Origin of the sequence: Bradyrhizobium iriomotense, assembly GCF_018130765.1 — a bacterium.
GTDB lineage: Bacteria > Pseudomonadota > Alphaproteobacteria > Rhizobiales > Xanthobacteraceae > Bradyrhizobium > Bradyrhizobium iriomotense_A.
On record NZ_JAFCJZ010000003.1, the window covers coordinates 508,514 to 531,385 of the forward strand.

Sequence of the window (22,872 nt, forward strand, 5' to 3'; positions counted from 1 at the left end):
TGATGCAAGCGATCTATGCCCATACTGGCAGTGTTGCCGGGGTGAGCGCGCGCGTACCTAGGTCCCTCCGCAAGCTCCGCCGCCACGAATTCATCTCGTTCAAACGCGCGAGCCCAATTGTCGCACCTCGCTGTGAACCACCTCACACGCACGCTCACATCAATCATGCGACAAAATACCTGCTGTGATTGTGCGTGGCAGATTGCCACCACATCGGCTTGAAATGAGCTGCACACGCCAGAACGACATGTTGAAATAGTCTCTCAACTGGCCAGAAGGCCGATGGGAGCTATGGAGACACTATGGCTGACAAACTCGGACAGAGCATGGTTGGTACGTGGACCAAGACCACGGCGGCTGCGTGCGCAGACAAATATCCCGCCACCCTCACATTCTCGACTGGCACCTACCGCGGCCTGCGCGGCGAGGGGCAGGGCATGGTGTGGTGGGATGCGGGTATCTACCGTCTCGAAGACTCCAGGACACTCGTCGTCGGGACGGCGAACGATGAGCTTGTGACCTATCACATTTCACTTGAGGCCGACCGATTTGAGTTCACGGATTCAGAGGGCTGTCTTGTGACGTACCGGCGCGCGTAGGATCACGCGCCGGATTTTTTTACGCCCGATTTTTTACGCCCTGGCCAACAAGAAATTCGGTTCAACCGCCAACGAGCCCGTTGCTCATGTCGATCGCCTCCACGTTTTCAACGAGGAGATTACGACATGTGCAATTGCTCAGAGCATGAATCGGGTGGAAGCCTTTCGAACATGACTGCGGCTTCGGTCGAGCCGGCCCTGAAGCCGCAGGTGCCGCTGTCGCGCCAGATCAGTTTTGATGACGATTCCGGCGATCACGCGGCCTCGACCGATCTGCAGCCCATTCCGCCGTTCAGGCTCTGCCGGCTCGACTTCCGCGAGGGCTGCTACCAGATCAACTTCCGGCCGACGGCTGGCTTCGTGTCCTTCGAGGGCACGCTGCGCGTCGATCGCTCGACGCCCGACGGCGGCGCGGACCATCTGATCGTCAGCGGCGATCTCTACTCGCGCCTGCCGATCATCAAGCCGCCGATCCCGCCGCTGCCGCCAATCCCGATCCCGATTCCGATCCCGCCGGTGCCGCCTGTGGGCGACCAGGACGTAGATGAAGCAGCAGCGGACGCGGGCCTGACGAGCATCGCCGCGTCGCTCAGCGCTGTCGACGAGCCCTTGATTCCGCTTCCGATCCGCAGGCCAAAAATCCCCATCTTCCCCCGCGCGCGCTATCATTCCTATCTCAGGGTAACCAGCGTGTCCGCGCCGATCGCGGTGCCGGTGCCGAAGAAGTGCGAGCTGACGATCGTCGCCGAGCAGTTCAACTACACGCAGCCGCCGACCGGCCAGTTCAAGGGTACGTTCCCGTCGACGCCGTCGCGCACCGTGACGATGAAGCTTTCAAAGGTGCCGGCGCCGTTTCCGTTCTCCCTGACCGGCGGGCCGTTCTACCAGGGCCGGCTGTTCGAGGGCGGCGTGGACAAGGGCAGCGTTACGCTGGCGTGGGTGTCAAAGTTCTTCCGCCGCTGCACGCTGGAGATCGACACGCTGGTTGGAGCCGTGCGGCCCGCACCCGTGCCCGATGGCGCCGGCGGCACCGAGTTCTTCGACACCGTCTTCGCCAAGACCGGCTGGCAGCTGACCGTGGTGCAGGACCAGCAAAACGTCCCGGTGCCATCCGGTGTGGTGGCGACCAATTGCTGGAGCTCGGCGGATCTGCACGCGCTGATGACCAGCGTGCGCAAGCCGTCGACCAACCTCGACACCGAATGGCGCGTGCACATGATCGTGGTGCCCGCAAAGCTCGGCTGCTCGCGCGGCATCATGTACGACCAGATCGGCGTTCCCCGCGAAGGCTGCGCCAGCTTCTCCGACGACGGCTATCCGGTCGCGGACTCCTCCAACTTCGGCCTCGCCGCCAACAAGAAGCAGCGCGACGTGCCGCGTGCGTTCCTGCGCAGCGCGACCCACGAGCTGACGCACACGCTGAACCAGATCCACCAGGAGCAGGAGACGGCGGCCGACAACTCGATCATGACCACGACGCCGAGCGTCGCGGACGTGCTCGGCGGTCCCGCGACCGGCGCGCCCGGTGTATTCCCGGACCAGATCAAGCTCGCGCACAACACCAACGTCCGTCATCACCTCAACCACATGCCCGATCCCGTCATCCGTCCGGGCGGATGGCCGTTCGCAAGCTGGTTCCCGACCGGCGCGCCGCAAGCCGCCGATCGCCACGACTTCGAACCTTCCGAGCTGGCGCTGACGGTCACGGCCAATACCGACCGCGTCGCGCTCGGCCAGCCCTTGGATCTGACCTGGACGATGACGAACAACAGCGGCGTGTCGCTGCGCGCGCCGAACGACGTCAGCACCGAGGCCCTGTTCACGTCGATCACCGTCACCGACGGGGAAGGGCGCGAGCGGCCCGTGCGGCCCTTCGTCATCCTCTGCGAGCACGCGAAGCTGAGCGAGCTCGAGCCCGGCAAGAGCATCACGGCCTCGGCGAAAGTGTTCTGGAGCACGGCCGGTTTTGCGTTCGAGAAGCCGGGCCGCTACCGCGTCGACGTCGCCGTGTCGTGGTCGGCGCAGGGCGTGATGGTCGGCGTGCAGTCGGGCATCGACGTGTTCGTCGACTATCCGACCAGCGCCACCGACAACCATTCGGCCAATCTCGTGCTGCATCCCGAGGTTGGAAAATGGGTGGCGCTCGGCGGCGATGCCTATCATCTCGGGGAAGCGTGCCGGCGGTTGCAGGCGCTCAGCCAGACAGGCGCTGCGCGGGCCGTCGCCGGCGACGGCGCGCCGGCGCCAAGCGTGCTCGACGGTTTTGCCGACCTGATGCCCGACCGCGCCAAGCTTGCCAGGCTCCGTCCCGAACTGACCGCCGACACCGGCGGCCGCGCGGCCCGCGGACCGGCGCGAGCCGCAGCCCCGGGACGCAAGCGCGCGGCGAAGGCCAAGAAGCGCACGGGGCGAAAAGGGTAGGGCGTTTCGCCGGGTCCGGCGAAGACTGCCGGTGTCGAAGCGACGGTGCGCACCCGCGACGATGTCGCGAGTGTGCGCCGTCACCTCCACCGGCGCAATGACGGCAATGTGAAATTCTCCATGTGTGCCTGCACCAAATTTCAGCGTGATGCGTGTTCGCTTTAAGCGTGTATTAGCTTAGACTGTCGCCCGCGAGGGCGGGGCTGCTTCGTGCCTGATAGCGCTTGTTGGAAGCTCCCGACCGTCGATCCAAGAACTGTCGATCCACGAACCGTCGATCCAAGACCAGCAGGGAGCAAATCATGGCCTGGCCTACGCTTGCCCAACTCGTGTCGAACTTCGCGCCGATGCTTCATCTCGACAAGGACGAGGTCAATCTGCCCTCGTCGACCGACTGGTACATCAACCAGGTCGGCTATCAGGCCGCCGGCGGCATCTATTCCGGTCCCGGTCAGTGGAACTGGGGGACGGTCGAGCAGAGCAGCCCCGACGACTATCTGGTCGCGCCGCAGGTCATATGGGCCTCGCTGATGAAGGGCTATCTTCCCAGCGCCACCAGCTATGTCCATGTCCTGCCGGTCGACGACCGCACCGACATGGTCGATCTCCAGTACTGGCTGTTCTATCCCTATAACGGGCAGGAGACCTGCGAGGTCACCGGCTGGACCGGCTCCACCGGTCAGGCGCTGATGCCGCTCTCGATCCATTGGGGCGATTGGGAATGCGTCATCGTGCGCGTCAATGTCGCCCAGCAGGTCGTCGGCGTGTTCTTCTCGCAGCATTCGGGCGGACAATGGTGCTCGCCGAACGACGGCTTCCTCACGTTCAGCAGCGGCACGCATCCGAATGTCTATGTCGCGAGCGGCTCGCACGCCAACTACCCGGCCTCGAGCAACGACACCTATGAGATCGACGGCGTCGATATATGGGATGTGCGCTTCGCGGTCGCCGATTACGCGCGGGGCGGCGGTCCGAACGTCAATCTGGCCACGCCCAACCCGCCGGTCGTGATCCAGAACGACGCGCAGGCGATCCTGCCCACGCCCGTGACTCCGCCGCCCTGGCTCGCTTTCAAGGGCCGCTGGGGACAGCCGCTCGAGCCCACGCTGACCGATGCGCAGATCGGCTCATTGGTCGCCGCCGCCGCAAACGGCATGAACCTGAACTCGCTGGTCGAGGATGCCGTGCAGTCCATCGCGAGCTCGACGACGCTGCAGGCCTGGCTCTCCGAAGTGATCCTGCCGATCGTGAAGGGCGATCTGACCGGACCGACGACACCGTCGCAGAAGGGCTCCTGGGCCGTCACGCCCACCTTCCTGGCTTTCGGCACCGACCAGTCGATCCCGTCGAGCGCCAGCCTCATTCCGGTGGCGCTGGCGACGATGCCGGGATCGGAGATCATCTGCATCGGAATGGGGCTTCCGTTGCCGCCGATGATGGGGGCGTGGAGCTTCAATCAGGGCCAATGGTCCAAGGCGCCGTCGCCGACCATGAACCAGCTCGCCGGACTGGCCGCCTGCGCCACGCCCTCGGGGGGCCTCGCGCTGCTCGGACTGCTCAACAACAAGAGCCTCGTCGCCTACACCTCCTCGTCAGGGTCCGGAGGACCATGGAGCGTGCCGGGGCTCTGGCCGGCGCCGACGGCCGCGACCGGGGCCAGCATCGGCCAGTACAACGGCGCCTGGTACATTGCCTGGGGCGGCAGCGACGGCACCATCCAGTATCTCAGCACGACCGACTGGGTGCACTTCGGGTCGCCGCAGCGCGTGATGCTCCCCGGCGACAACGGTCCGGTGGCGGCGACGATCGCGGGCGGTGCGCTGGTGGCGCCCGCGGTGGAGTGCTGCGGTGGCTCGCTGGTGATCGTGGCGCCGGTCGCAGGTCTCGAAAAGGGGATGCCGACGGTGCTCGGCGCCTATGTCTCGCCCGACGGATCGAACTGGACCGGCCCCAATCTCTTGCCGAGCATGTCGCTCTATTCGGATTCGAGCGGCTCACTCGCGGGAGGGCCGAACGGGACGCTCTATTGCTTCTACGCCGACAGCAACAAGAAGGTGCGCTACGCGGCCACCAGCGACGGCGCGGACTGGAGCGATTCAGGCACGATCGCCGGCGCGTTCTCGACGCGGACGCCCAGCGTGATCCCCTGGCAGGGCGGCTTCCTCGTCGTGCATCCCGGCAAGGGGTCACCGACGCTCTACTGGAACAGCGCGACGTTCGAGTAGGGCGCGAGGCGCGATCAGGGTCAGCGTCACTTCACCCGCGCCTGCTGGCGCGGGTGAAGTACGCTGCGCCGTCAGAACCGCGCGTCGATGTCGACGACGTCGATCAGCTTGTGATTGACGAATTCCTTGAGGCCGAGCCCCAGAAGTTCGCGTCCGTAGCCGGAGCGGCGGATGCCGCCGAAGGGCAGGTCGGCCTCGACCTTGGTCGGATGGTTGACGAACACCATGCCGGTCGAGATCTTCCTGGCGACGTCGGCGCCGCGCTTGGTGTCTGCGGTGAACACCGAGCCGCCGAGGCCGAACGGGGAATCGTTGGCGATGCGTACGGCATCGTTCTCGTCCTTGGCGCGGAACAGCATCGAGACGGGACCGAAGAACTCCCAGTAGCGCGCCGGATTGTCCTCGCCGACATCGATCAGGATCGTCGGCTGCACGAAGGCGCCCTGGTTGGGGACGGGCGGGCCGACCTGCTCGGCCTTGGCGCCGTGGGCGACAGCCTGGCGGATCTTCTCCTTGATCTCGTCGGCCGCCGCCTGCGAGGACAGCGGAGCGAGCGTCGTTTCTGGCGCGAAGGGATCGCCCGCCCTGAGGCCGGCCACGCCTTCGCGGTAGCGCGCCAGGAACTCGTCATAGACCGCGTCGACGATGATCATGCGCTTGGAGGAGACGCAGACCTGGCCGCCGTTCCAGTGACGGCCGAACACCGCCCATTTGATCGTCTTGGCCATGTCGGCGTCGGCCAGCACGACGAACGCATCGGCGCCGCCGAGCTCCATGGTCGATTTCTTCAGCGCCTTGCCGGCCTGCGCGGCGACCACCGCGCCGGCATCCTCGGAGCCCGTGAGGGCCACGCCGTGCACGCGCGGGTCGTTGATGATCGTCTCGACCTGGGAGCGCGTCGCGTAGAGATTGATGAAGGCGCCTTTGGGTAGGCCGGCTTCGCGCATCAGCCGTTCGAACGCCGCCGCGCTCTGCGGCACGTTGGAGGCGTGCTTGAGCAGCATGGTGTTGCCGGCGGAAAGCTGCGGCGCGATGATGCGGGCGATCTGGTAGTAGGGGAAATTCCAGGGCTCGATGGCGAGCAGCACGCCGAGCGGCTCGCAGACGATGACGGCCTCGCCCTCGGCGGGATCGGCGACAGTCAGTTTCTCCGGGCGCAGCAGGCGCTCGGCATTGGCGACGTAATATTCGAAGATCTTCGCCGACAGTTCGACCTCGGCCTTCGCTTCGGTGAACAGCTTGCCCATTTCGAGCGTCAGGAGTTTTGCATAGGCGTCGGCGTCCCTGCGCAGCAGATCGGCCGCCTTTTGCAGGATCGCGCCGCGCGCCGCGTAGGACGTCTCGCGCCAGGCAAGGAAGGCCGCATGCGCCGCGTCGATCGCGTGGGCGACCTCGGCATCGCTTGCGGTGGGGAATGTCTTGAGGACTTCGCCCGTGTAGGGGTAGGTGGTTGCGTAGGCCATGTGTCGTTCTCGCTTCAGGCATCGTGCAGTGCTTGGTGCCGGCTGCCTTCATGCGCTTCCGACGTGACTGCTAATGCAAGGATGGATCACAACGGCATTCGTCACTTTGAGGCAGGTCAATCGAGATGTCTCAGTGCCGATCACGAGACGGCGAGCGGGGGGCGCTGGACCTGTCGTCATCAGGGTTCACTGCACAGCACCCCGGCACAAACGCGGGATGTGGGTTGCGCTGTCCCATGATACGCCAGCCACATCGTTCTCTCTGGAGCCTGCCTTCATGTCCGTCGCGACCGCCGCCAATCAAGCCCCCGCAACCGCCGCCGAGACCGATCCCGAAACGCTCGGCTGGATGAAGGGTTTTCCGCCGGCGCCGGAGCGCACCATCACCTTCCAGAACGGCTCGTTCCGCAGCTTCCCCGAGCTGCGCTGGGCCTGGAGCAATGTCCGCCAGCTGGTGCCGACCGCGAACGTCTGGCGCGGGGCAGGGCCCGCATCCGTGCTGCCGCGCGCGGATCACGACATCGGCGCCGTCGCTTCGACCACCATGGACGGGCGCCCCATGACCTTCGCAAACATGCTGGAGGAAACCTACACCGACGGCATCGCGGTGCTGCATCGGGGCAAGCTGATCTATGAGCGCTACTTCGGTGCGCTCAAGCCGCACAAGCCGCATATCGCGATGTCGGTGACGAAGTCGTTCACCGGCGTGCTCGCGGGCATGCTCGTCAGCGAGGGTAAGGTTGATCCGCAGGCGCCTGTTACGGACTATGTGCCGGAGCTGAAGGCAGGCGCGTTCGGCGACGCGCGCGTGCACGAGGTCATGGATATGACCACGGGGCTCGAATACACCGAGGTCTACACCGACAAGAACTCGCATGTGTGGGGCCTCAGGCGTGCCAACGGCATGGCGCCGATCCCGCCTGATTATGACGGTCCGACCAATATTTTCGATTTCCTCGTCGCGCAGAAGAAGCAGGGCGAGCACGGCAAGGCCTTCGCCTACAAGACCGTCAACACCGACGTGCTCGCCTGGATCATCAGGCGCGCCAGCGGCATGGCGCTGTCCGACCTGTTGTCGGAGCGCATCTGGATTCCGATGGGTGCCGAGGAGGATGCGCATTATCACGTCGACCGCATCGGCACGGAAAGCGGTGGCGGTGGTCTCTCCACGACGGTGCGCGATCTCGCCCGCTTCGGCGAGACCATGCGTAATCGCGGCCGCTTCAACGGCCGCCAGATCGTGCCGTCACAGGTGGTCGAGGATATCGCGCGCGGCGGCGACCCCGAAAAGTTCAAGCCGGCCGGCTACACCACGCTGCCAGGGGCCTCCTACCGCAATCAATGGTGGGTCACGCACAACGCCCACGGCGCCTACATGGCGCGCGGCGTCTACGGCCAGGGCATCTATGTCGACCCCAGGGCCGAGATGGTGATCGCGCGCTACGCCTCGCACCCCGTCGCCGGCAACGCCGCCAACGATCCCGTGACGCTGCCGGCCTACATGGCGCTGGCCAAGCAGTTGATGGCGGGCGGGTAGGGAGGTTTGCTGCCAAACCGCAAGATCGGTCGAGCGCGTCACGGCCGCCTGCGGCTAACTGCAGCCGCCACGGAGGAGGGACGATGAAGGCGGCGCTGCAAAACTATCAGGCCCGGATGCGGCGGGTGCTGGAGCATATCGACCGGCATCTCGACGATGATCTGGACCTGGAAAGCCTGAGCGCTGTTGCAGCCTTCTCGAAATTCCATTTCCACCGGCAGTTCACGGCGACCTTCGGGCTGTCCGTGCATCGCTATGTCCAGCTCGCCCGTATGAAGCGCGCTTCCTATCGGCTGGCCTACAGTGACGCCCTTGGCGTCACGGACATCGCGATGGATGCCGGCTACGACGCACCGGACGCTTTCGCCCGTGCCTTTCGGCAACGGTTCGGGCAATCGCCGTCGTCGTTCCGGAAATCTCCCGACTGGGAGCCGTGGCTTGCGGCCTTCGGGCCTCTCGATATCGCGAGGAGCAAGCTCATGCAGAAGACGTTTACGACCGACGACGTGACCATCCGCGACGTGCCCACCACGAAGGTGGCGATCATGGAGCATCGGGGCGACCCGGCAACGCTTGGCGCCACCATCCAGCGCTTCATCGCCTGGCGCAGGAAGGCAGGCCTGCACCCCAGCACGAGCCCGACATTCAATGTCTGGCGCTCCGAGCGGCGGCAGGCTTCGCCTGCCGACTACAGCATGGACCTCTGTGTCGGCACCGACCAGCCGATCGCGGGATGCGGCGACGAGATCAAGCCCGGCGAGATCCCCGGCGGCCGCTGCGCCGTGCTGCGCGTCGTCGGCTACACCGACAATCTGGAGCCCGCCGCGCTCTATCTCTATCGTGACTGGCTTCCGGCCAGCGGCGAGGAGGCCCGCGACTTCCCGATCTATTGCCAGCGGCTGAGCTTCTTCCCCGAGGTGCCGGAGCACGAGACGGTCGCGGAGCTGTTCTTGCCGCTGAAATAGGTGCGTAGGGTGGATTGGGATGCGGCTGCGCAAAGCGCAGTCCGCGTCCGTAATCCACCATTCTGGTCAAGTCGCGCTCGTGATGGCGGGTTACGCTTCAGCTGATCCGCCCCTACGATCTGATAGTCTCCCTGCAAAACCGTGATCCCTGGTGCCATCACATGACCGAGGCCATTATCCGCGCTGCGGCGGACCACGATCTGCCGGAGGTGCTGAACCTTTACCGGCACCTCCATCCACACGATCCGCAGTTGGAGCCGGCAGCTGCCGGGCGCGTCTGGTCGGCATTGCTGACATCGGGCTTCACGACCGTGATCGTGGCGGAGGCGGCTGAACGGCTCGTGTCCTCGTGCACGCTCGCGATCGTGCCGAACCTGTCCCGCGGCGGCCGATCCTATGGCGTGATCGAGAATGTCGTTACGCACGGCGACTACCGCCAACAGGGCCTCGGCCGGCGGGTTCTCGCGCACGCACTCGATCTTGCCTGGAAGGCCGATTGCTACAAGGTCCTGCTGGCGACGGGTTCGAAGCGTGAGGCAACCCTGCGCTTCTATGAGGGCGCGGGCTTTCTGCGGGGCGGCAAGACCTATTTCGAAGTGCGCCGGCCCTAGCGCGCGGATCAATCCCGCGTCGCCTCGCGCATCCCGGTAAAAAACTCCACCAGGCTGAACGGTGCGCGCGCGCCGAGGCAGAGCTCCAGCATCTCATGTGCGCCGGCCGCGGCTGCTTCGCTGCGGGAGAACATCGCGGCTTCGTAAGCCGCGAGCGCGGCTTCGATGTCGTCGGGGCGCGCGGCGATGGCCTTGCCGAGCTCGGCACCGTCGAGCATTGCGAGATTCGCACCGTCGCCGGCCGGCGGCATCACATGCGCGGCATCGCCGAGCAGCGTCACCCCGGCCACACGGTCCCAGCGATGGTCGTTCGGCAGCGCGTGGATCATGCGCGGGACCGGCGGGGTGTCGGCATCGGTGATCAAGGCGGTGAGGGCAGGCGCCCAGCCGTCGAACCCGGCCGCGATGCGTGCCGTTGCGGCAGTTGTGTCGGCGAAGTCGATGGCGGCGATCCATTCGGCGGGCTCGTTCAAGGCGATGTAGGCGTGAAGCACGCTTCCCGGCTCGCGATGCGCAAAAATTCCTCGACCCGGCGCGACCGCGAACAGTGCGCCGCCGCCGACCGCTTCCGCTGCAGCCGGGTGCCGCGCATCGACGTCATGGAGATACATCTCGATGAACGAGGCGCCGACATAGTTTGGAGCAGCGGCCGACACCAACGGCCGCACCTTCGACCAGGCGCCATCCGCGCCGACGAGAAGTTTCGTGCTCACGCTTGAGCCATCCGCGAATGTCAGCTCGTGCCGCCCGTCGCCGCGTGCGATGACGCCGGTGAGCTTCTTGCCCCATCGGATCGTGTCTGCGGGCAGCGAGTCCAGCAGCATGCGCCGCAGGGCGCCCCGCTGCACTTCCGGCCGTCCGCCGGTGCCGTTATCGGGCTCGTCGAACAGCACCTGCGCATGCCGGTCGAGCACGCGCGAGGCCTGGCCGCCCTCGTGGATGAGGCCGCGGAATTCCTCGAACAGGCCGGCCGCCCGGATTGCGAGCTGTCCGCTGTCGTCGTGGATGTCGAGCATCCCGCCCTGCGTGCGGGCCACTATCGAAGCTTCCGCCTCGTAGATTTCCGCGCCAATGCCGTGAAGGTGCAGCACGCGGGCGAGGGCGAGGCCGCCGAGGCCTGCACCGACAATCGTGACCGGTGGCGTCATCGGGGGAGCCTTTCAGAAGTTGACTGGAACATCGTTCCATTCTATTGGAGCACCGTTCCATTCATGTCAAGAAGAGGCATGGCGACCAGAACCCGAACCAAGACCCACCGGACAGAACGGCGCACCGACGCACTCTCGCGGGAGCGGATCATTGCCGCCGCGATCGAGATCCTCGATGCCGGCGGCGAAAACGCTTTGACCGTCCGTGCGCTCGCGGCGCATCTCGCAACGGGAAGCGGGGCGATCTACTGGCACGTCGCCGACAAGGGCGAACTTCTGGCTGCTGCGACCGACGCAGTGATCGCGCGTGTCATGGGCGAGATCGTCAGCGGCGCAAAGCCGCGCGAGGCGATCCGCGCGGTTGCCCTCGGCGTGTTCGACGCGATCGATGTCCATCCGTGGGTCGGCGCCCAGCTCTTTCGCGAGCCATGGCGGCCGGCGATGCTGGAGATCATCGAGAGCGTCGGCGGACGGCTCCAGGCACTCGGCGTACCCGAGGCCGCGCAGTTCGATTCCGCATCCGCGGTGGTGCACTACATCCTCGGCGTCGCCGGGCAGAACGCAGCGAACGCGCGCTCTCATACCCCCGACACGGATCGATCCGCCTTTCTTGCGTCCGTCGCAGCGCAATGGGCTGCGCTCGACCCGGCAAGATATCCTTTCGTGCGGCAGATGGCGGCGCAGTTGCGCGATCACGACGACCGCGCGCAGTTCCTAGCCGGTGTGGATCTCATCCTTGCCGGCATCGAGACCGTCCGATAGCCGGGGGCCAGAGGAACCGGTCGTTTAATATAAGTGTTGACTTATATAAGTATGGATGGATATTCCTTCTTGAGGGAAGCAAGGAGGAACGCAATGCAGATCGACGTCGCCAGGGTCCTGGGGCTTGTCACGCGTTCGGTGACGAATTTCGAGAAGGACGGAAGACCGGCCAGTACGGTGACGCTGACCCGTCTCTACGAGACGGGCATCGAGGACCTCTGGGACGCGGTGACCAGCAGGGAGCGCATTCCGCGCTGGTTTGCGCCGGTCGAGGGAGACCTGCAGCTCGGGGGAAGGTACCAGGTCAAGGGCAACGCGGGCGGCACCGTCACGGCGTGTACGCCACCGACCCATTTCGCTGCGACATGGGAATTCGGTGGCGCGACGAGCTGGATCGATGTCAGGCTGACATCGGAGCGAAATCAGGCGCGTTTGACGCTTGAGCACACCGCGATGATCGAGGATCATTGGAATCAGTTCGGTCCAGGTGCGGTCGGGATCGGTTGGGACCTCGCCCTTGCGGGACTCGAGCGATATGTTGCGACCGGGGCATCGGTCGACCACGAGACGGCCGAGGCATGGATGGTCTCGCCTGAGGGCAAGGACTTCATGACGACAAGCGGCGAATATTGGTGCGCGGCGCATGTCGCAAGCGGGATGGACCCGGCTTCGGCAAAGGAGCGCTCGGACCGAACCATCGCGTTCTATCGCGGCGAGATGCCGCCCGACGTCGCACATCCGGGCACGGGAAGCTGATGCACGTCTTCGAGGTCCTCGCCGATCCCGTCCGCCGTCGCATCCTCGAGCTGCTTGCGCCCGGGGAGATGGCGTCAGGCGAGGTCGTCGAGGCGATCGGGTCCGAGTTTGGGATCACACAGGCGGCCGTGTCGCAGCACCTCAAGGTGCTGCGCGAGAGCGGCTTTGCAACGGTTCGGGCGGAGGCGCAACGGCGCCTCTATTCGGTCGACGTCGCCGGGCTTCAGGCGGTGGACGCGTGGATCGGCCGGTTCAGGACATTCTGGGAGCCGAAGCTCGACGCGCTCGCGACCGAAATCGCGCGCGGCAAACGGGAGCGCCGCAACGCGCCGATCACCAGGCGGGGCGGGAAGAGGGCGTGAGTTCGTAGGATGGGTAGAGCGCAGCGAAACCCATCGTTGCTCCTCCACAAAGATCCGATGGGTTTCGCTGCGCTCTACCCATCCTACAGTCTGATAGCCGCGCACTAGCTCACCCTACGAGCCACGCGACATCTTCTCGAACTTCTTCACCAGCCGCTCGCGCTTGAGCCGCGACAGCCGCTGGATCCAGAACATGCCGTCGAGCTGGTCGATCTCGTGCTGATGGCAGACGGCGCGCAAAGTCTCCGACTCTTCGGTCTGCAGGTTGCCGTCGAGGTCCTGATAGCTGATCCGCACGCGGGCGTGACGCTGCACCTCGTCATTGACGCCGGGCATCGAGACGCTGCCCTCGCGGTGCATGATCAGCTCGGGCGAGGCCCATGTGATCTCGGGATTGACGTAGGTGCGCGCGCCGTCCTTGGCGTCGAGCTCGAGTACGACGACGCGCAAGGGCACGCCGACATGCGGCGCGGTGATGCCGATGCCGGGCGCGGCGCGCATGGTGTCGAGCAGATCCGCGGCAAGCTCGCGCAAGCCGTCGTCGAACGCGGTGACGGGGCGGGCTGGCATTGCGAGACGGCGGTCGGGATAGCGAACGATCGGACGAATGGTCATGCAGGGCTCCTACCACTCACGGATGGTTGAAGCACCCCATTCTTGACGCACTACCAACTGAAAGGTAGTTAAGTCGTCATGACCAACGTTTCCTCGACCGCCGACGACATCCTGGCCTGCGCGCGCAGTCTGATCATCGCGGGCGGCTACAACGGCTTCAGCTACGCGGACATCGCCGACGTCGTCGGCATCCGCAAGCCGAGCATCCACCACCATTTCGCCAGCAAGGTCGATCTGGTCCGCACCCTCGTGGCGCGCTACCGCGCGGAAGCGGAGGCGGGGCTGGCGGCGCTTGAGCGCAATGTTCCCGATCCGCGCGACCAGCTCAAAAGCTACGTTGCGTACTGGGAGGCGTGCATTGCGGATGCAACGGCGCCCTTCTGCGTTTGCGCGTTGCTCGCCAGCGAGCTTCCGATCTTGCCGGAGGAGGTCGCACTCGAAGTCCGCGCGCACTTCCGTGCGCTGGCGTCTTGGCTGATATCGGTGATGGAGCGCGGCAAGCGGAAGGGGCGGCTTCACCTCTCCAACTCAGCCAAGGTCGAAGCTGAAGGATTCATGGCAACCATTCACGGTGCCATGCTGTCCGCGCGCGCTTATGGCGATCCCAAAATGTTCGGGGTGATCACCGCACCGCTGCTGGACCGGCTGTCAGCCAAGCACTGAAGACATTGGCGAGACGATGACAGCACCCCGCGCGAGCCGGGGGGAGGACGTCTAGCTGCGCGTGAAAACTACCAACTAGTAGGTAAAGGAGAGGCTATAGTGGCGCAACATCAACTGGATCTGGCTCGTGTCGAGCGCGAACGATGGCTGAAGCAATACTATTTCCTGCGAGCGACGTTCTCCTTCGCCTGGGTCGTTGCCGCGTTTGCGGTCGGGCCGTCGTCTGCGGCGATCGCCGGCGTCCTGCTCGTGCTCTATCCGGCATGGGACGCCGCGGCCAATTTTGTCGATGGCTTGCGCAGCGGTGGGCTCAATCAAAACCGCACGCAGATGTTGAACGTCGTGGTCAGCCTTGCGACCGCGATCGCGGTCCTTCTCGCGTTGCAGGTGAGCATGAATTGGGTCCTTGGTGTGTTCGGCGCCTGGGCGATCCTGTCCGGATTGCTGCAGCTGGGGACCGCCGTGCGGCGCTGGAAAAGTTTTGGCGCGCAATGGGCCATGGTGCTCAGCGGAGGACAGTCAGCGCTCGCTGGCGCGTTCTTCATCCTTCGGGCGACGACGCCGATGTCTCCATCGATCGCGACTGTCACGGGCTATGCCGCGGTCGGTGCGGTCTACTTCCTGGTCTCCGCCGCCTGGCTCACTGTCAGCGAATGGCGGCGTCGCGCCAGACGGGCTCAACTGGGATGACGCGATGGGATCGCCGGGATGATGGCATCATGGCGGTGCCCTGCCCGACCAGTCAAATCGCGGTCACATGATCATGATGGACCGCAATTCGGACGACGTCGCAAACCTGGTCAACGACTGGATCGGGAAGCAGGGGCTGGAGAACTAAAGCATGATCCGGAAAAGTGCGAAGCGGCTTTCTGGAAATGCGCAAACGACAACCTGAAGCGCGATGACGATTCATCCAAATCGCATCGCGCTTTGGGGCGTGGACTCACAACGCGCGGCCAGCCATAGCCGGATGGATGCGAGTTGGACGAAGGCAGGTAGTTTCCCGCCAGCCTGTCGTAGCGCGTCGCCACACGACGACATTGTCTGATCCCGCCGAAGTACCGTTCGGTTGAATGCTTACGGGGTAGAAGCGGACATCAGCCATCCGACAATATCCGCTGAAACCGTCGAAAAATGACCCCGAAGCCGACATTGGTCGGCGAGGGCGCCCAAAATTGAAAGAAGGCCGCTGGCAATATGTCCAGCGGCCTCAGCGCTTAACGTGGTTTGCCGCCGGGTGGCGCCCGGACTAGAGATCGATGCTAACAGCGATGTTACGGCCCTGTAGTTCGGCAATCTTCAACCCGTCAGCCATCACCTGCGCGAACTCCGGGTCCTTTGCCACGGCCTCCTGCACTTTGCCGTAGACCTCCCAATTGGCGTAGCGCGTCGTAACCAGCAACTCTCCTGCCCAATGGCCAGTGTGGAAACGGGACAGCCGAAGAAATTCGGCGCCGTGTTTTTCGAAGATTTTCTTCGCCCGCCCGACAACCTTGGTCATTTCCTCGGGCTTGTCGGTTTTGAAGCGAGTGAATTGAACGATCGGCATGGGACTACCTCCTTAGCGATGTAAAATGTCCAAGAGGCATGTATCGAGTGACCTTTGGGAGCGAACCCCAATGCAATCTCGATGAAGGTTTGTCTTCATCGATTGATTTTGGTTCAGGGTTCGCAAGAGACAGTAACGCTGCCGTATCTCGGCTCACATCGTTACTGGCTAAAACCGGTGGGCCGATATCAAGACCTGAGCTGTTCGGGCGTGTAGAGCAGCTCACATCACGCGAGGACTTGCCGATGACATCGAATTCCGTCCCATTCGGCTGTCCGCTCAGTAGGACATAGCTAGACTTGCTCACGCTGAGTTCTTCGCATTTTGACCCATTGCGCCCCGTTTGCGGTGCGCAAGGAAAATCCGAAGTTAGGGCCAAACCGGAAGTCGTCGCTTAAGCTCAAACTGGCGCTTTGACCCGCACCTGACATCCATGGTCAGTTTTTGCTGTGGGGCGCAATCCTAGTTCGAAGGTGTGGTAAGTTGTAGTCATTCGCCCGAGGGCATCGCTCAGTAGCGAGGAGAAATATCAGATGAGCCGATTGTATGGACCTGTCCACCGTTCATTGCAGGACCGTTTCGACACACGGCGGCTTGCCGACAATGTCGAAGCGCGCGTGGTGCTCACCGAAGTCTCGCCCGAGCATAAGGCGTTCATTGAAAGCCGCGACATGTTCTTCCTGTCTACCATTGATCATCAGGGCCGACCAACCGTGTCCTATAAGGGCGGCGATCCCGGGTTTGTTCGTGTTATCAATAGTAAGACCGTCGTCTTTCCTTGTTACGATGGTAACGGCATGTTCTATTCTATGGGTAATTTGCTTGGAAATCCGCAGGTCGGCATGCTCTTTATCAACTTTGAGAAGCCGCATCGTCTGCGCCTGCAAGGCATCGCCAGTATTGACGATAACGATCCTCTGCTGTCGGAGTACGCTGAGGCGCAACTGGTCGTCCGGGTGAGCGTGACTGAAATGTTTCGTAACTGCCCACGCTATGTACACCGATACAAAAGGATACAACCGTCAGAATTTGTGCCTCGCTCGACATGCGAAACGCCTTTGGCCCCCTGGAAGCGTGTCGATGATATACAGGCCTCTTTACCCGCGAAGGACCGCGCTCGCGTCGAGCGAGAAGGCAATCTGCTCTCGCGAGCAGAGTATGAAAAATACCTCAGTGACGTTGGGAGTCGCGAGACTTAAGTCGCGTGACTGACGATACGAGAACGTTGGGCACGACCGCCGATGAGATGATCGGGTAAAGGCATTTTGCTGCACTGCATGAGTCCGAAAATGGCCCATCGCGACATACTGCGCTGCCGCACGAACTTGGTCGCGATAGGAGAAAAGCGGATGTAGTCACCGGTCACGCTTATAGGTACACGGCCTAGTCCGGGTAGGGCGTGCGTCAGGCGCGCGAGCCGACTTCGAGATAAAAGGCCTCGTCCTGGAATCTGATGCCGCGTCTGACCCGAAGCCGACACCGGGCAGCCGCATCGACGGTCACGCGCGCGAGAAGGATTCAGTCCTGGGGGCGCAGGGCCGCTTCGGCGCGCTGCATCATCCGCCGCCATCGCTCGCTCGTCGGCCCGCCCATAATCAAGAAGTAGCGGACGATCGCGATCGGCAGCCAGGTCTCCATCTCTTGCGTCAGCGCCGCGACCGGCTTGCCTGACAGCCGCGCGTATTCGGATTGCGCGGCTGCATTGACCGCAAGCGGCCGTTGCGGATTGTCGGTGACGTCGAGCGCAAGCTCGGTCAGGCCGATGTGAGTGAGTCCATGATCGAGGGCCGCAGGCGCGCGGATCGCAAAGGTCCAGTCGATCAGCCGCGGACCGTCCGCCGTCATGATCACGTTGTTAGGATGGATGTCGCCATGGCACAGCCCGTCCTCCGGCTGCTGCAGGCGGTCGATCAGCGCGAGGATGCCGGAGGCGATGTGTTTGGGCACGATGCCGCCCGAGCGCATGAAGGCCCTGTCCATCCAGCCGCGTAGATGGAAGGCCTCCGGCGGCGGCGGCATCCTGTGAACGCACAGGCCGAGGGACGCAAGGATTGCACCCGCCTCAGCGAACGTCACGGTGCCGCTACGCGTAATCTGCAGCAGTGTCGGTCCGTCCAGGCGGCCGAGCACGATGCCGAAGCGTCCGTCGAGAGTCACCTCGCCGAACACCTGCGGCGCAGGCATGCCGGCGGCAAAGACGGCCTGGGTCATCCGCGCCTCTCGCTGGCCGAGCCGCGGGGGGAAACCTTCCCTGAACAGTTTTACGACCTGACCTTGCGCCCAGGCGTGGATGTCCGCCGTGCCGCCCTGGTTGATCTTCTCCCCGAGGTATCCCCGCATCGCCCGTCCTCCCGCCGGTCGCAATCAAACACCGACGGCGGGCAAGAGAGAACGCTCCCGCAATCTTGGCTGCCGGCCATGATCGTGGCTTGTCCCCGGCCGCGGCGTTTGCCAGAATCGCCAAGCGACGCGCGGCTTGAGGCAAGTCCGGTTCTGGCCTGTGGTTGATCTCCGCTGGGTGTCCGCACTATCCGCTTCCGCCGGATGAGACGCCTTGCGGATCGCAATCTCGATGCGAAGCGAGGTAGTCGATTTCGCTGCGCGCAATACCGATATCCATTAGCTCCCTGTCACTTAGGTCGCGCAGTTTGGCCGCCAATCTCCGGCGTTTGCGCCACTCCTGAAATGCATCCCAATAGATTTCGAGAGGGCTGTAGACCTGCCGCCTTGCGGTTACCGGTCCCGGCTCGGTGGTCTCGCGGATCGTGCTCATTGGGGTGTGTCTTGTCTGGACTGTTTACTGTGCAGACGTTGCCGCAAGATGCGCGGGCGCGCTTAACTGGTGTCTTACATTTCTCTTACCGGCGGCATATTCTTGATGCTTTGGTACAGAGACGGCCCCCGAGAAGGAATGGCAGCTTGCGCTATCTTTTCGAGGAATACGCATTCGACACCGACCGGCGCGAGCTGCATCGGGGGACCGATGCGGTGTCGATCACACCGCAGGTTTTTGACCTGCTCGATTACCTGATCCGCAACAGGGAGCGGGTTGTCAGCAAGGACGACCTCATCAAGGCCATTTGGAATGGGCGCAGCGTATCCGACGCCGCGCTGACAACCCGCCTGAATGCCGCCCGGGGTGCCATCGGCGATTCCGGCGAGCAGCAGCGCTTCATCAAGACACTCCCGCGCAAGGGCTTCCGCTTCGTCGGACAGGTGCGGGAGGCGCGAGGAGTTGCGGGCCCAAATCCGGGCGATACCCCCGAGAGCGCACCTGCAGTTCCCGACAAGCCCTCCATCGCCGTGCTGCCGTTCGCGAACATGTCCGGCGATCCCGAGCAGGAGTACTTCGCGGATGGGATGGTCGAGGAGATCACGACCGCGCTTTCGCGGTTCAGATGGTTGTTCGTGATCGCTCGCAATTCGAGTTTCACCTTCAAGGGCAAAGCCGTCGATATCAAGGAAGTCGGGCGCAGGCTTGGAGTCCGCTATGTCCTTGAGGGAGCCGTGCGCAAGGCATCGGGGAAAGTTCGCATCACCTGCCAGTTGATTGAAGCGGCCACGGGCACACACATTTGGGCGGATAGGTTCGAGCGTGACCTGACGGATATTTTCGCGCTGCAGGACGACGTCACGGTCGCGGTTGTCTCAGCTATTCAGCCAAAGTTGTTTCGAGCAGAAATTGCATTGACGACGCGGCGGCGACCGCAAGACCTCACTGCGTATGATCTTCATCTCCGGGCTGTACAGCAAGCCGTCCGATCGACCCGCGAAGGTTTGGCCGAGGCACTTCGACTGCTCCAGCACGCCTTGGAGCTTGACCCCGGGTTTGCTGCTGCGGCCGCTTTGGCAGGTGCCTGTCATATGGAAAACGTGCTTAGGAGCTATGCGATCGACCCACAATTCGAACGCAAGGAAGCCGTTCGGCTTATGCGCTTGGCATTGAGCCTCCACGATGGTGATCCAGACACGTCGGCAACTGCTGCATTGATCTCGGCCTTGTTGGTCGGCGATTGCGAGGCTGAGATTGAGATGGCCGATCGGGCGGTCGCGCTCAACCCAAATTCATATTACGCATGGAACCGCAGAGGTTGGGTCTACAAGATTGCGGGGCAGCCGGAGGAAGCGATCCGGAGCTTTGAACGCGCCATGCGCATGAGCCCGGTGGACCCGCAACAATTCACAACGTTAACCGGGATGGCATTTGCCTTGATTGAGCTTCGTCGCTTTGACGAGGCCATCGTTGCAGGGAGGAAAGCCCTGCGTCAGAAACCCTCCTACACAGTACCATACCGCTGCCTGGCGTCCGCTTTCGCCCATCTCGGACGGGACACTGAGGCCCGTGAAGCGGCAGCTGCTGTGCTTAAGTTCGACCCCGCTTTCACAATATCGGCGTGGATCGCTCGGAGCCGGCTATCAATAAATGCGAAGCTGATGATTGAGGGGTTTTGCAAAGCGGGGTTGCCCGAGTAGCGCTGCAATGTCCACGAGGCCTAGTCCGGGTAGGGCGTGCCGTCCTTGTGCACGAAGCGGCCGTCGGAGTTTGCGCTCATCATGTCGATGTCCGAGCATGTCGTGAGATCGTCAGGCGCGCGCGAGCCGACTTCGAGATAGACGGCCACCGCATCCGACCGATTGATCATGTGATGGCCGTTACCGCTTCCCTTCGGGAAAGCGGCGCAGTCGCCCGCGCGCAGCACGGTTTCGCCCTCGTTCTCGATCAGCACCACTTCGCCTTCGAGCACGTAGACGAACTCGTCCTCATGCGAATGCCAATGGCGCTGGCTCGACCAGTTGCCCGGCGGCAGGCGCATCAGGTTGACGCCGAAATCGGCAAGGCCGCCGGCATTGCCGAGCCGCTTGCGGATGCGCTCGGCGCACGGGGCGGCAAAGGGCGCGGGATAGCCGGAGCCCTTGCGGGCCGGGACGGTGGCGATGTCGATCTTGGGCATGAACGCGTCCCCGAAATTTCACATCGAACTTATGTGGGGCAAGTCGGCTGTGCCAGAGGCGGCCGGCCGCGGAATTGCGTAGTCCCGGCGCGGTCGCGCCAGGCGGAGAATCGAACTACCATCGCGGGTGCAGCCGTATGCCGATGGCAGGGGAGCTTCGCCGGCCGAACATGGACAGGGACATCTACGACCCCCAGCTTCGTCAAGGACGTGTTCGATCGCTGCTCGGATCGCTACATCACCTTCAGCCTGATCTGCTCGTTCGGCTTCACCGAGCGCTGGCGCCGGCAATGCGTGGCGGCGTTGCCGGCGCCCAGGCTCGCCGGCACGCGCGGCTATGACCTGATGGCGGGGACGGGCGAAGTCTGGCCGCATCTGTTGAAGCGCTTTGGCGACATTGGTGCGATCACCGCGGTCGACATCTCCTCCGGCATGCATCGCCGTGCCATGGAGCGCCTCCATGCGCATCGCGCCCATCGGATCGCGTTCAACGAGGACAACGTGCTGGCCAGCGATCTGCCGCCGGAGAGCGCGGATTTCGTGATCTCAACCTTCGGGCTGAAGACCTTCAATCCCGAGCAGCATGCGCAGCTGGCCGCCCTGATCGCGCGCGTGCTGAAGCCCGGCGGCGTGTTCTCCATGATCGAGGCGTCGGACCCGAAGGGGTGGTGGCTTCGGCCGCTGTACCTGTTCCATCTCAGGGTGGTCCTGCCTCTGGTCGAGCGGACCCTTCTGCGCGGCGCCCAGGATTTTGCGATGATCGGCACCTACAGCACGAATTTCGGCAGCGCCGCCGGGATCGCACGCCTGCTCCGCGACCAGGGTCTCGAAGTCGAGTTCACCAGATATTTCTTCGGCTGCGCAACCGGCGTTGCGGGCCGCAAGGCGGGGTAGGGCGAGCGCGCACATGTGAGGTCTCCGGCTGTAGCGCCCGGCATCTTGCCTTGAGTTACATATGGCTGTATGTAAATCGTATGGCTCATATCAGTATCCGTGATCTGCAGAAGATTTCCGGCGAGGCCATCGGCGCACTGCCAGGTCCGACGCCCGTGAAATCCGGCGAGCGGACGGTCGCTTTGCTCATTCCGCTCAAGGCAACCGATCCGGAGCGCCTGGCTGCCGTGCTGGGGCGGGCGGAGCGGCTGGCCAAGGGACGCGATGCGGCTGCGGACGATGCTGCGCTGGCCGGCTTCGGCGAGGTTGATCCGGTCGACTGGTCGGTTGCGGCCGTGAAAGCCCTGACACGTAAGCGAAAGACGTGAGACGACCGTCGACAACCGTTGTCATCGACGCGGCCATTCTGGTCGCCGCCGTTCGCGGCCGAAGCTCGGGCGCACTTCTCAGCGCCGCGGAGAAAGTGATCCTCGTGACAACGGACCGTGTCGTTCAGGAGGCGCGCCGGCGCATCGCGCTTGGGTTGCTCCGCCCCGATCTGCTGAATGTGCTGGACGATCTGGCGGAGTTGTTGACCATCGTCCCCGTCGCTTCGTTGGAGCCGGTCATGGCCCGGTGCGAGGAGACGCTTCGCGACGCAGTGCCGAGCCGCAACGGGTCAGTGCGCGACGCCCATGTGCTGGCTTTGGCGTGGAGTGTCGAGGCCGATGTCTGGACCACCGATCGCGACTTCGCGGGAACCGGCGTCGCGACCTGGTCGACGCCCAATCTCATGCGGGGTCTTAGCGAGATCTGAGTGTTGCAGCGGGCAGGATGCGCGAAGCGTCGATGCGGGCGAACGCCCAATCGCGATGGGATCGAGTGCGGCCGGATGATGCCATTGTGCCAGTGTTTTGCCCGTCGAGGCTGGGCAAGAATGTTGCTTTTTGGGAGTTGATGTAGGATTCGTCTTATGGCGAATCGCACTTTCAAGACCGGCGAGAGCCGGGAGCAACCCAGTCTTCTGCCTGCGCGGATTGAGGACTATGTCGGGTCGGACAATCCGGTCCGGGCGATCGAGAGCTTCGTTTGTGCGCTTGATCTTGCCAAGCTTGGCTTCCGCCACGCGGATCGTGGCGCGGAAGAAGTCGGGCAGCCGCCGTACGATCCTGCCGATCTGCTGAGGCTCTATCTTTACGGCTACATCAACCAGGTCAGGTCGTCGCGCCGGCTGGAGCGGGAAGCTGGCCGCAATCTGGAGCTGATCTGGCTGCTGAAGGGGCTGAAGCCGGGATATCGGACGATCGCCAACTTCCGCAAGGAGAACTGGAAGGCCCTGAAGGCAGCGAACCGGAGCTTCGTGCTGTTGGC

The 22,872-nt window shown here is 63.8% G+C and carries 24 protein-coding genes; 17 read left to right on the plus strand and 7 right to left on the minus strand.

Annotated features, from left to right (window positions below):
• Positions 1-302: 302 nt before the first annotated feature.
• The 3 genes from JQ635_RS08565 to JQ635_RS08575 all read left to right on the plus strand — a co-directional run bounded on the left by JQ635_RS08565 (position 303) and on the right by JQ635_RS08575 (position 5,245).
• Positions 303-599, plus strand: a complete 297-nt coding sequence (locus tag JQ635_RS08565) for a hypothetical protein (RefSeq protein WP_211409417.1) — start codon at positions 303-305, stop codon at positions 597-599.
• A 171-nt stretch (positions 600-770) separates the two neighbouring features.
• Positions 771-3,020, plus strand: coding sequence for a hypothetical protein (locus JQ635_RS08570; RefSeq protein ID WP_246583364.1), 2,250 nt, complete (start codon positions 771-773; stop codon positions 3,018-3,020).
• Positions 3,021-3,322: 302 nt separating this feature from the next.
• On the plus strand, positions 3,323-5,245 hold the full coding sequence (locus JQ635_RS08575; protein WP_211409419.1) for a Vps62-related protein: 1,923 nt from the start codon (positions 3,323-3,325) through the stop codon (positions 5,243-5,245).
• Positions 5,246-5,316: 71 nt separating this feature from the next.
• Here JQ635_RS08575 and JQ635_RS08580 read toward each other — a convergent pair whose 3' ends face one another.
• Positions 5,317-6,708, minus strand: coding sequence for an NAD-dependent succinate-semialdehyde dehydrogenase (locus JQ635_RS08580; protein WP_211409420.1), 1,392 nt, complete (start codon positions 6,706-6,708; stop codon positions 5,317-5,319).
• 277 nt (positions 6,709-6,985) lie between these two features.
• On the opposite strand from JQ635_RS08580, the gene JQ635_RS08585 reads away from it, so the two are divergent.
• From JQ635_RS08585 to JQ635_RS08595, 3 genes are all read left to right on the plus strand, one after another.
• Positions 6,986-8,245: a serine hydrolase domain-containing protein gene (locus JQ635_RS08585; protein WP_211409421.1), complete on the plus strand. Its 1,260-nt coding sequence runs from the start codon at positions 6,986-6,988 to the stop codon at positions 8,243-8,245.
• A gap of 83 nt (positions 8,246-8,328) precedes the next feature.
• Complete coding sequence (locus tag JQ635_RS08590) at positions 8,329-9,210, plus strand: AraC family transcriptional regulator (protein ID WP_211409422.1); 882 nt, start codon at positions 8,329-8,331, stop codon at positions 9,208-9,210.
• Between the two features lie 161 nt (positions 9,211-9,371).
• A complete protein-coding gene (locus tag JQ635_RS08595; protein ID WP_211409423.1) occupies positions 9,372-9,821 on the plus strand; it encodes a GNAT family N-acetyltransferase in 450 nt (149 codons plus the stop codon).
• Positions 9,822-9,829: 8 nt separating this feature from the next.
• On the opposite strand, the gene JQ635_RS08600 is transcribed toward JQ635_RS08595, so the two are convergent.
• Positions 9,830-10,969 (minus strand): FAD-dependent oxidoreductase, encoded by a 1,140-nt coding sequence (locus JQ635_RS08600; protein WP_211409424.1) that lies wholly within the window; start codon positions 10,967-10,969, stop codon positions 9,830-9,832.
• A gap of 78 nt (positions 10,970-11,047) precedes the next feature.
• Between JQ635_RS08600 and JQ635_RS08605 the strand changes: the two genes are divergently transcribed.
• The 3 genes from JQ635_RS08605 (at position 11,048) to JQ635_RS08615 (ending at position 12,849) form a co-directional block, all read left to right on the plus strand.
• Positions 11,048-11,731, plus strand: a complete 684-nt coding sequence (locus tag JQ635_RS08605; protein ID WP_211409425.1) for a TetR/AcrR family transcriptional regulator — start codon at positions 11,048-11,050, stop codon at positions 11,729-11,731.
• A 93-nt stretch (positions 11,732-11,824) separates the two neighbouring features.
• Positions 11,825-12,487, plus strand: a complete 663-nt coding sequence (locus JQ635_RS08610; RefSeq protein ID WP_211409426.1) for an SRPBCC family protein — start codon at positions 11,825-11,827, stop codon at positions 12,485-12,487.
• The gene (locus JQ635_RS08615; protein ID WP_211409427.1) at positions 12,487-12,849 is read left to right on the plus strand and encodes an ArsR/SmtB family transcription factor; all 363 of its coding nucleotides are present in this window, start codon (positions 12,487-12,489) and stop codon (positions 12,847-12,849) included. Before JQ635_RS08610 ends, JQ635_RS08615 begins: the two co-directional genes overlap by 1 nt.
• 114 nt (positions 12,850-12,963) lie before the next feature.
• Here the strand turns inward: JQ635_RS08615 and JQ635_RS08620 are convergent, their stop codons facing one another.
• A complete protein-coding gene (locus JQ635_RS08620) occupies positions 12,964-13,464 on the minus strand; it encodes a peptide deformylase (protein WP_211409428.1) in 501 nt (166 codons plus the stop codon).
• 78 nt (positions 13,465-13,542) lie between these two features.
• On the opposite strand from JQ635_RS08620, the gene JQ635_RS08625 reads away from it, so the two are divergent.
• Both JQ635_RS08625 and JQ635_RS08630 read left to right on the plus strand, forming a co-directional pair.
• Entirely contained in the window at positions 13,543-14,127 is a 585-nt protein-coding gene (locus JQ635_RS08625; RefSeq protein WP_211409429.1) for a TetR/AcrR family transcriptional regulator, read from the plus strand.
• A 99-nt stretch (positions 14,128-14,226) separates the two neighbouring features.
• Entirely contained in the window at positions 14,227-14,817 is a 591-nt protein-coding gene (locus tag JQ635_RS08630; protein ID WP_211409430.1) for a DUF308 domain-containing protein, read from the plus strand.
• A 559-nt stretch (positions 14,818-15,376) separates the two neighbouring features.
• Here the strand turns inward: JQ635_RS08630 and JQ635_RS08640 are convergent.
• Positions 15,377-15,676, minus strand: a complete 300-nt coding sequence (locus JQ635_RS08640) for a hypothetical protein (RefSeq protein ID WP_018642713.1) — start codon at positions 15,674-15,676, stop codon at positions 15,377-15,379.
• A 533-nt stretch (positions 15,677-16,209) separates the two neighbouring features.
• Here JQ635_RS08640 and JQ635_RS08645 point away from each other — a divergent pair.
• Positions 16,210-16,875 carry a pyridoxamine 5'-phosphate oxidase family protein gene (locus tag JQ635_RS08645; protein WP_211409431.1) on the plus strand — a complete coding sequence of 222 codons (666 nt, stop codon included), beginning with the start codon at positions 16,210-16,212 and terminating at the stop codon, positions 16,873-16,875.
• A 319-nt stretch (positions 16,876-17,194) separates the two neighbouring features.
• Here the strand turns inward: JQ635_RS08645 and JQ635_RS08650 are convergent, their stop codons facing one another.
• Positions 17,195-18,016, minus strand: coding sequence for a phosphotransferase (locus JQ635_RS08650; RefSeq protein ID WP_211409432.1), 822 nt, complete (start codon positions 18,014-18,016; stop codon positions 17,195-17,197).
• Positions 18,017-18,203: 187 nt separating this feature from the next.
• On the minus strand, positions 18,204-18,449 hold the full coding sequence (locus JQ635_RS08655) for a DUF1127 domain-containing protein (RefSeq protein ID WP_211409433.1): 246 nt from the start codon (positions 18,447-18,449) through the stop codon (positions 18,204-18,206).
• A 146-nt stretch (positions 18,450-18,595) separates the two neighbouring features.
• Here JQ635_RS08655 and JQ635_RS08660 point away from each other — a divergent pair, with 146 nt between their 5' ends.
• On the plus strand, positions 18,596-20,149 hold the full coding sequence (locus tag JQ635_RS08660; RefSeq protein ID WP_246583365.1) for a winged helix-turn-helix domain-containing tetratricopeptide repeat protein: 1,554 nt from the start codon (positions 18,596-18,598) through the stop codon (positions 20,147-20,149).
• A gap of 20 nt (positions 20,150-20,169) precedes the next feature.
• On the opposite strand, the gene JQ635_RS08665 is transcribed toward JQ635_RS08660, so the two are convergent.
• Positions 20,170-20,628 carry a cupin domain-containing protein gene (locus JQ635_RS08665; RefSeq protein ID WP_211409435.1) on the minus strand — a complete coding sequence of 153 codons (459 nt, stop codon included), beginning with the start codon at positions 20,626-20,628 and terminating at the stop codon, positions 20,170-20,172.
• 210 nt (positions 20,629-20,838) lie between these two features.
• On the opposite strand from JQ635_RS08665, the gene JQ635_RS08670 reads away from it, so the two are divergent.
• From JQ635_RS08670 to JQ635_RS08685, 4 genes are all read left to right on the plus strand, one after another.
• Positions 20,839-21,522, plus strand: coding sequence for a class I SAM-dependent methyltransferase (locus tag JQ635_RS08670; protein WP_211409436.1), 684 nt, complete (start codon positions 20,839-20,841; stop codon positions 21,520-21,522).
• An 80-nt stretch (positions 21,523-21,602) separates the two neighbouring features.
• Complete coding sequence (locus JQ635_RS08675) at positions 21,603-21,890, plus strand: hypothetical protein (protein WP_211409437.1); 288 nt, start codon at positions 21,603-21,605, stop codon at positions 21,888-21,890.
• Positions 21,887-22,318: a PIN domain-containing protein gene (locus JQ635_RS08680; RefSeq protein WP_211409438.1), complete on the plus strand. Its 432-nt coding sequence runs from the start codon at positions 21,887-21,889 to the stop codon at positions 22,316-22,318. Before JQ635_RS08675 ends, JQ635_RS08680 begins: the two co-directional genes overlap by 4 nt.
• A gap of 156 nt (positions 22,319-22,474) precedes the next feature.
• Positions 22,475-22,872: transposase (locus tag JQ635_RS08685; protein WP_211409439.1), on the plus strand; the 398-nt coding region annotated here is incomplete at its 3' end.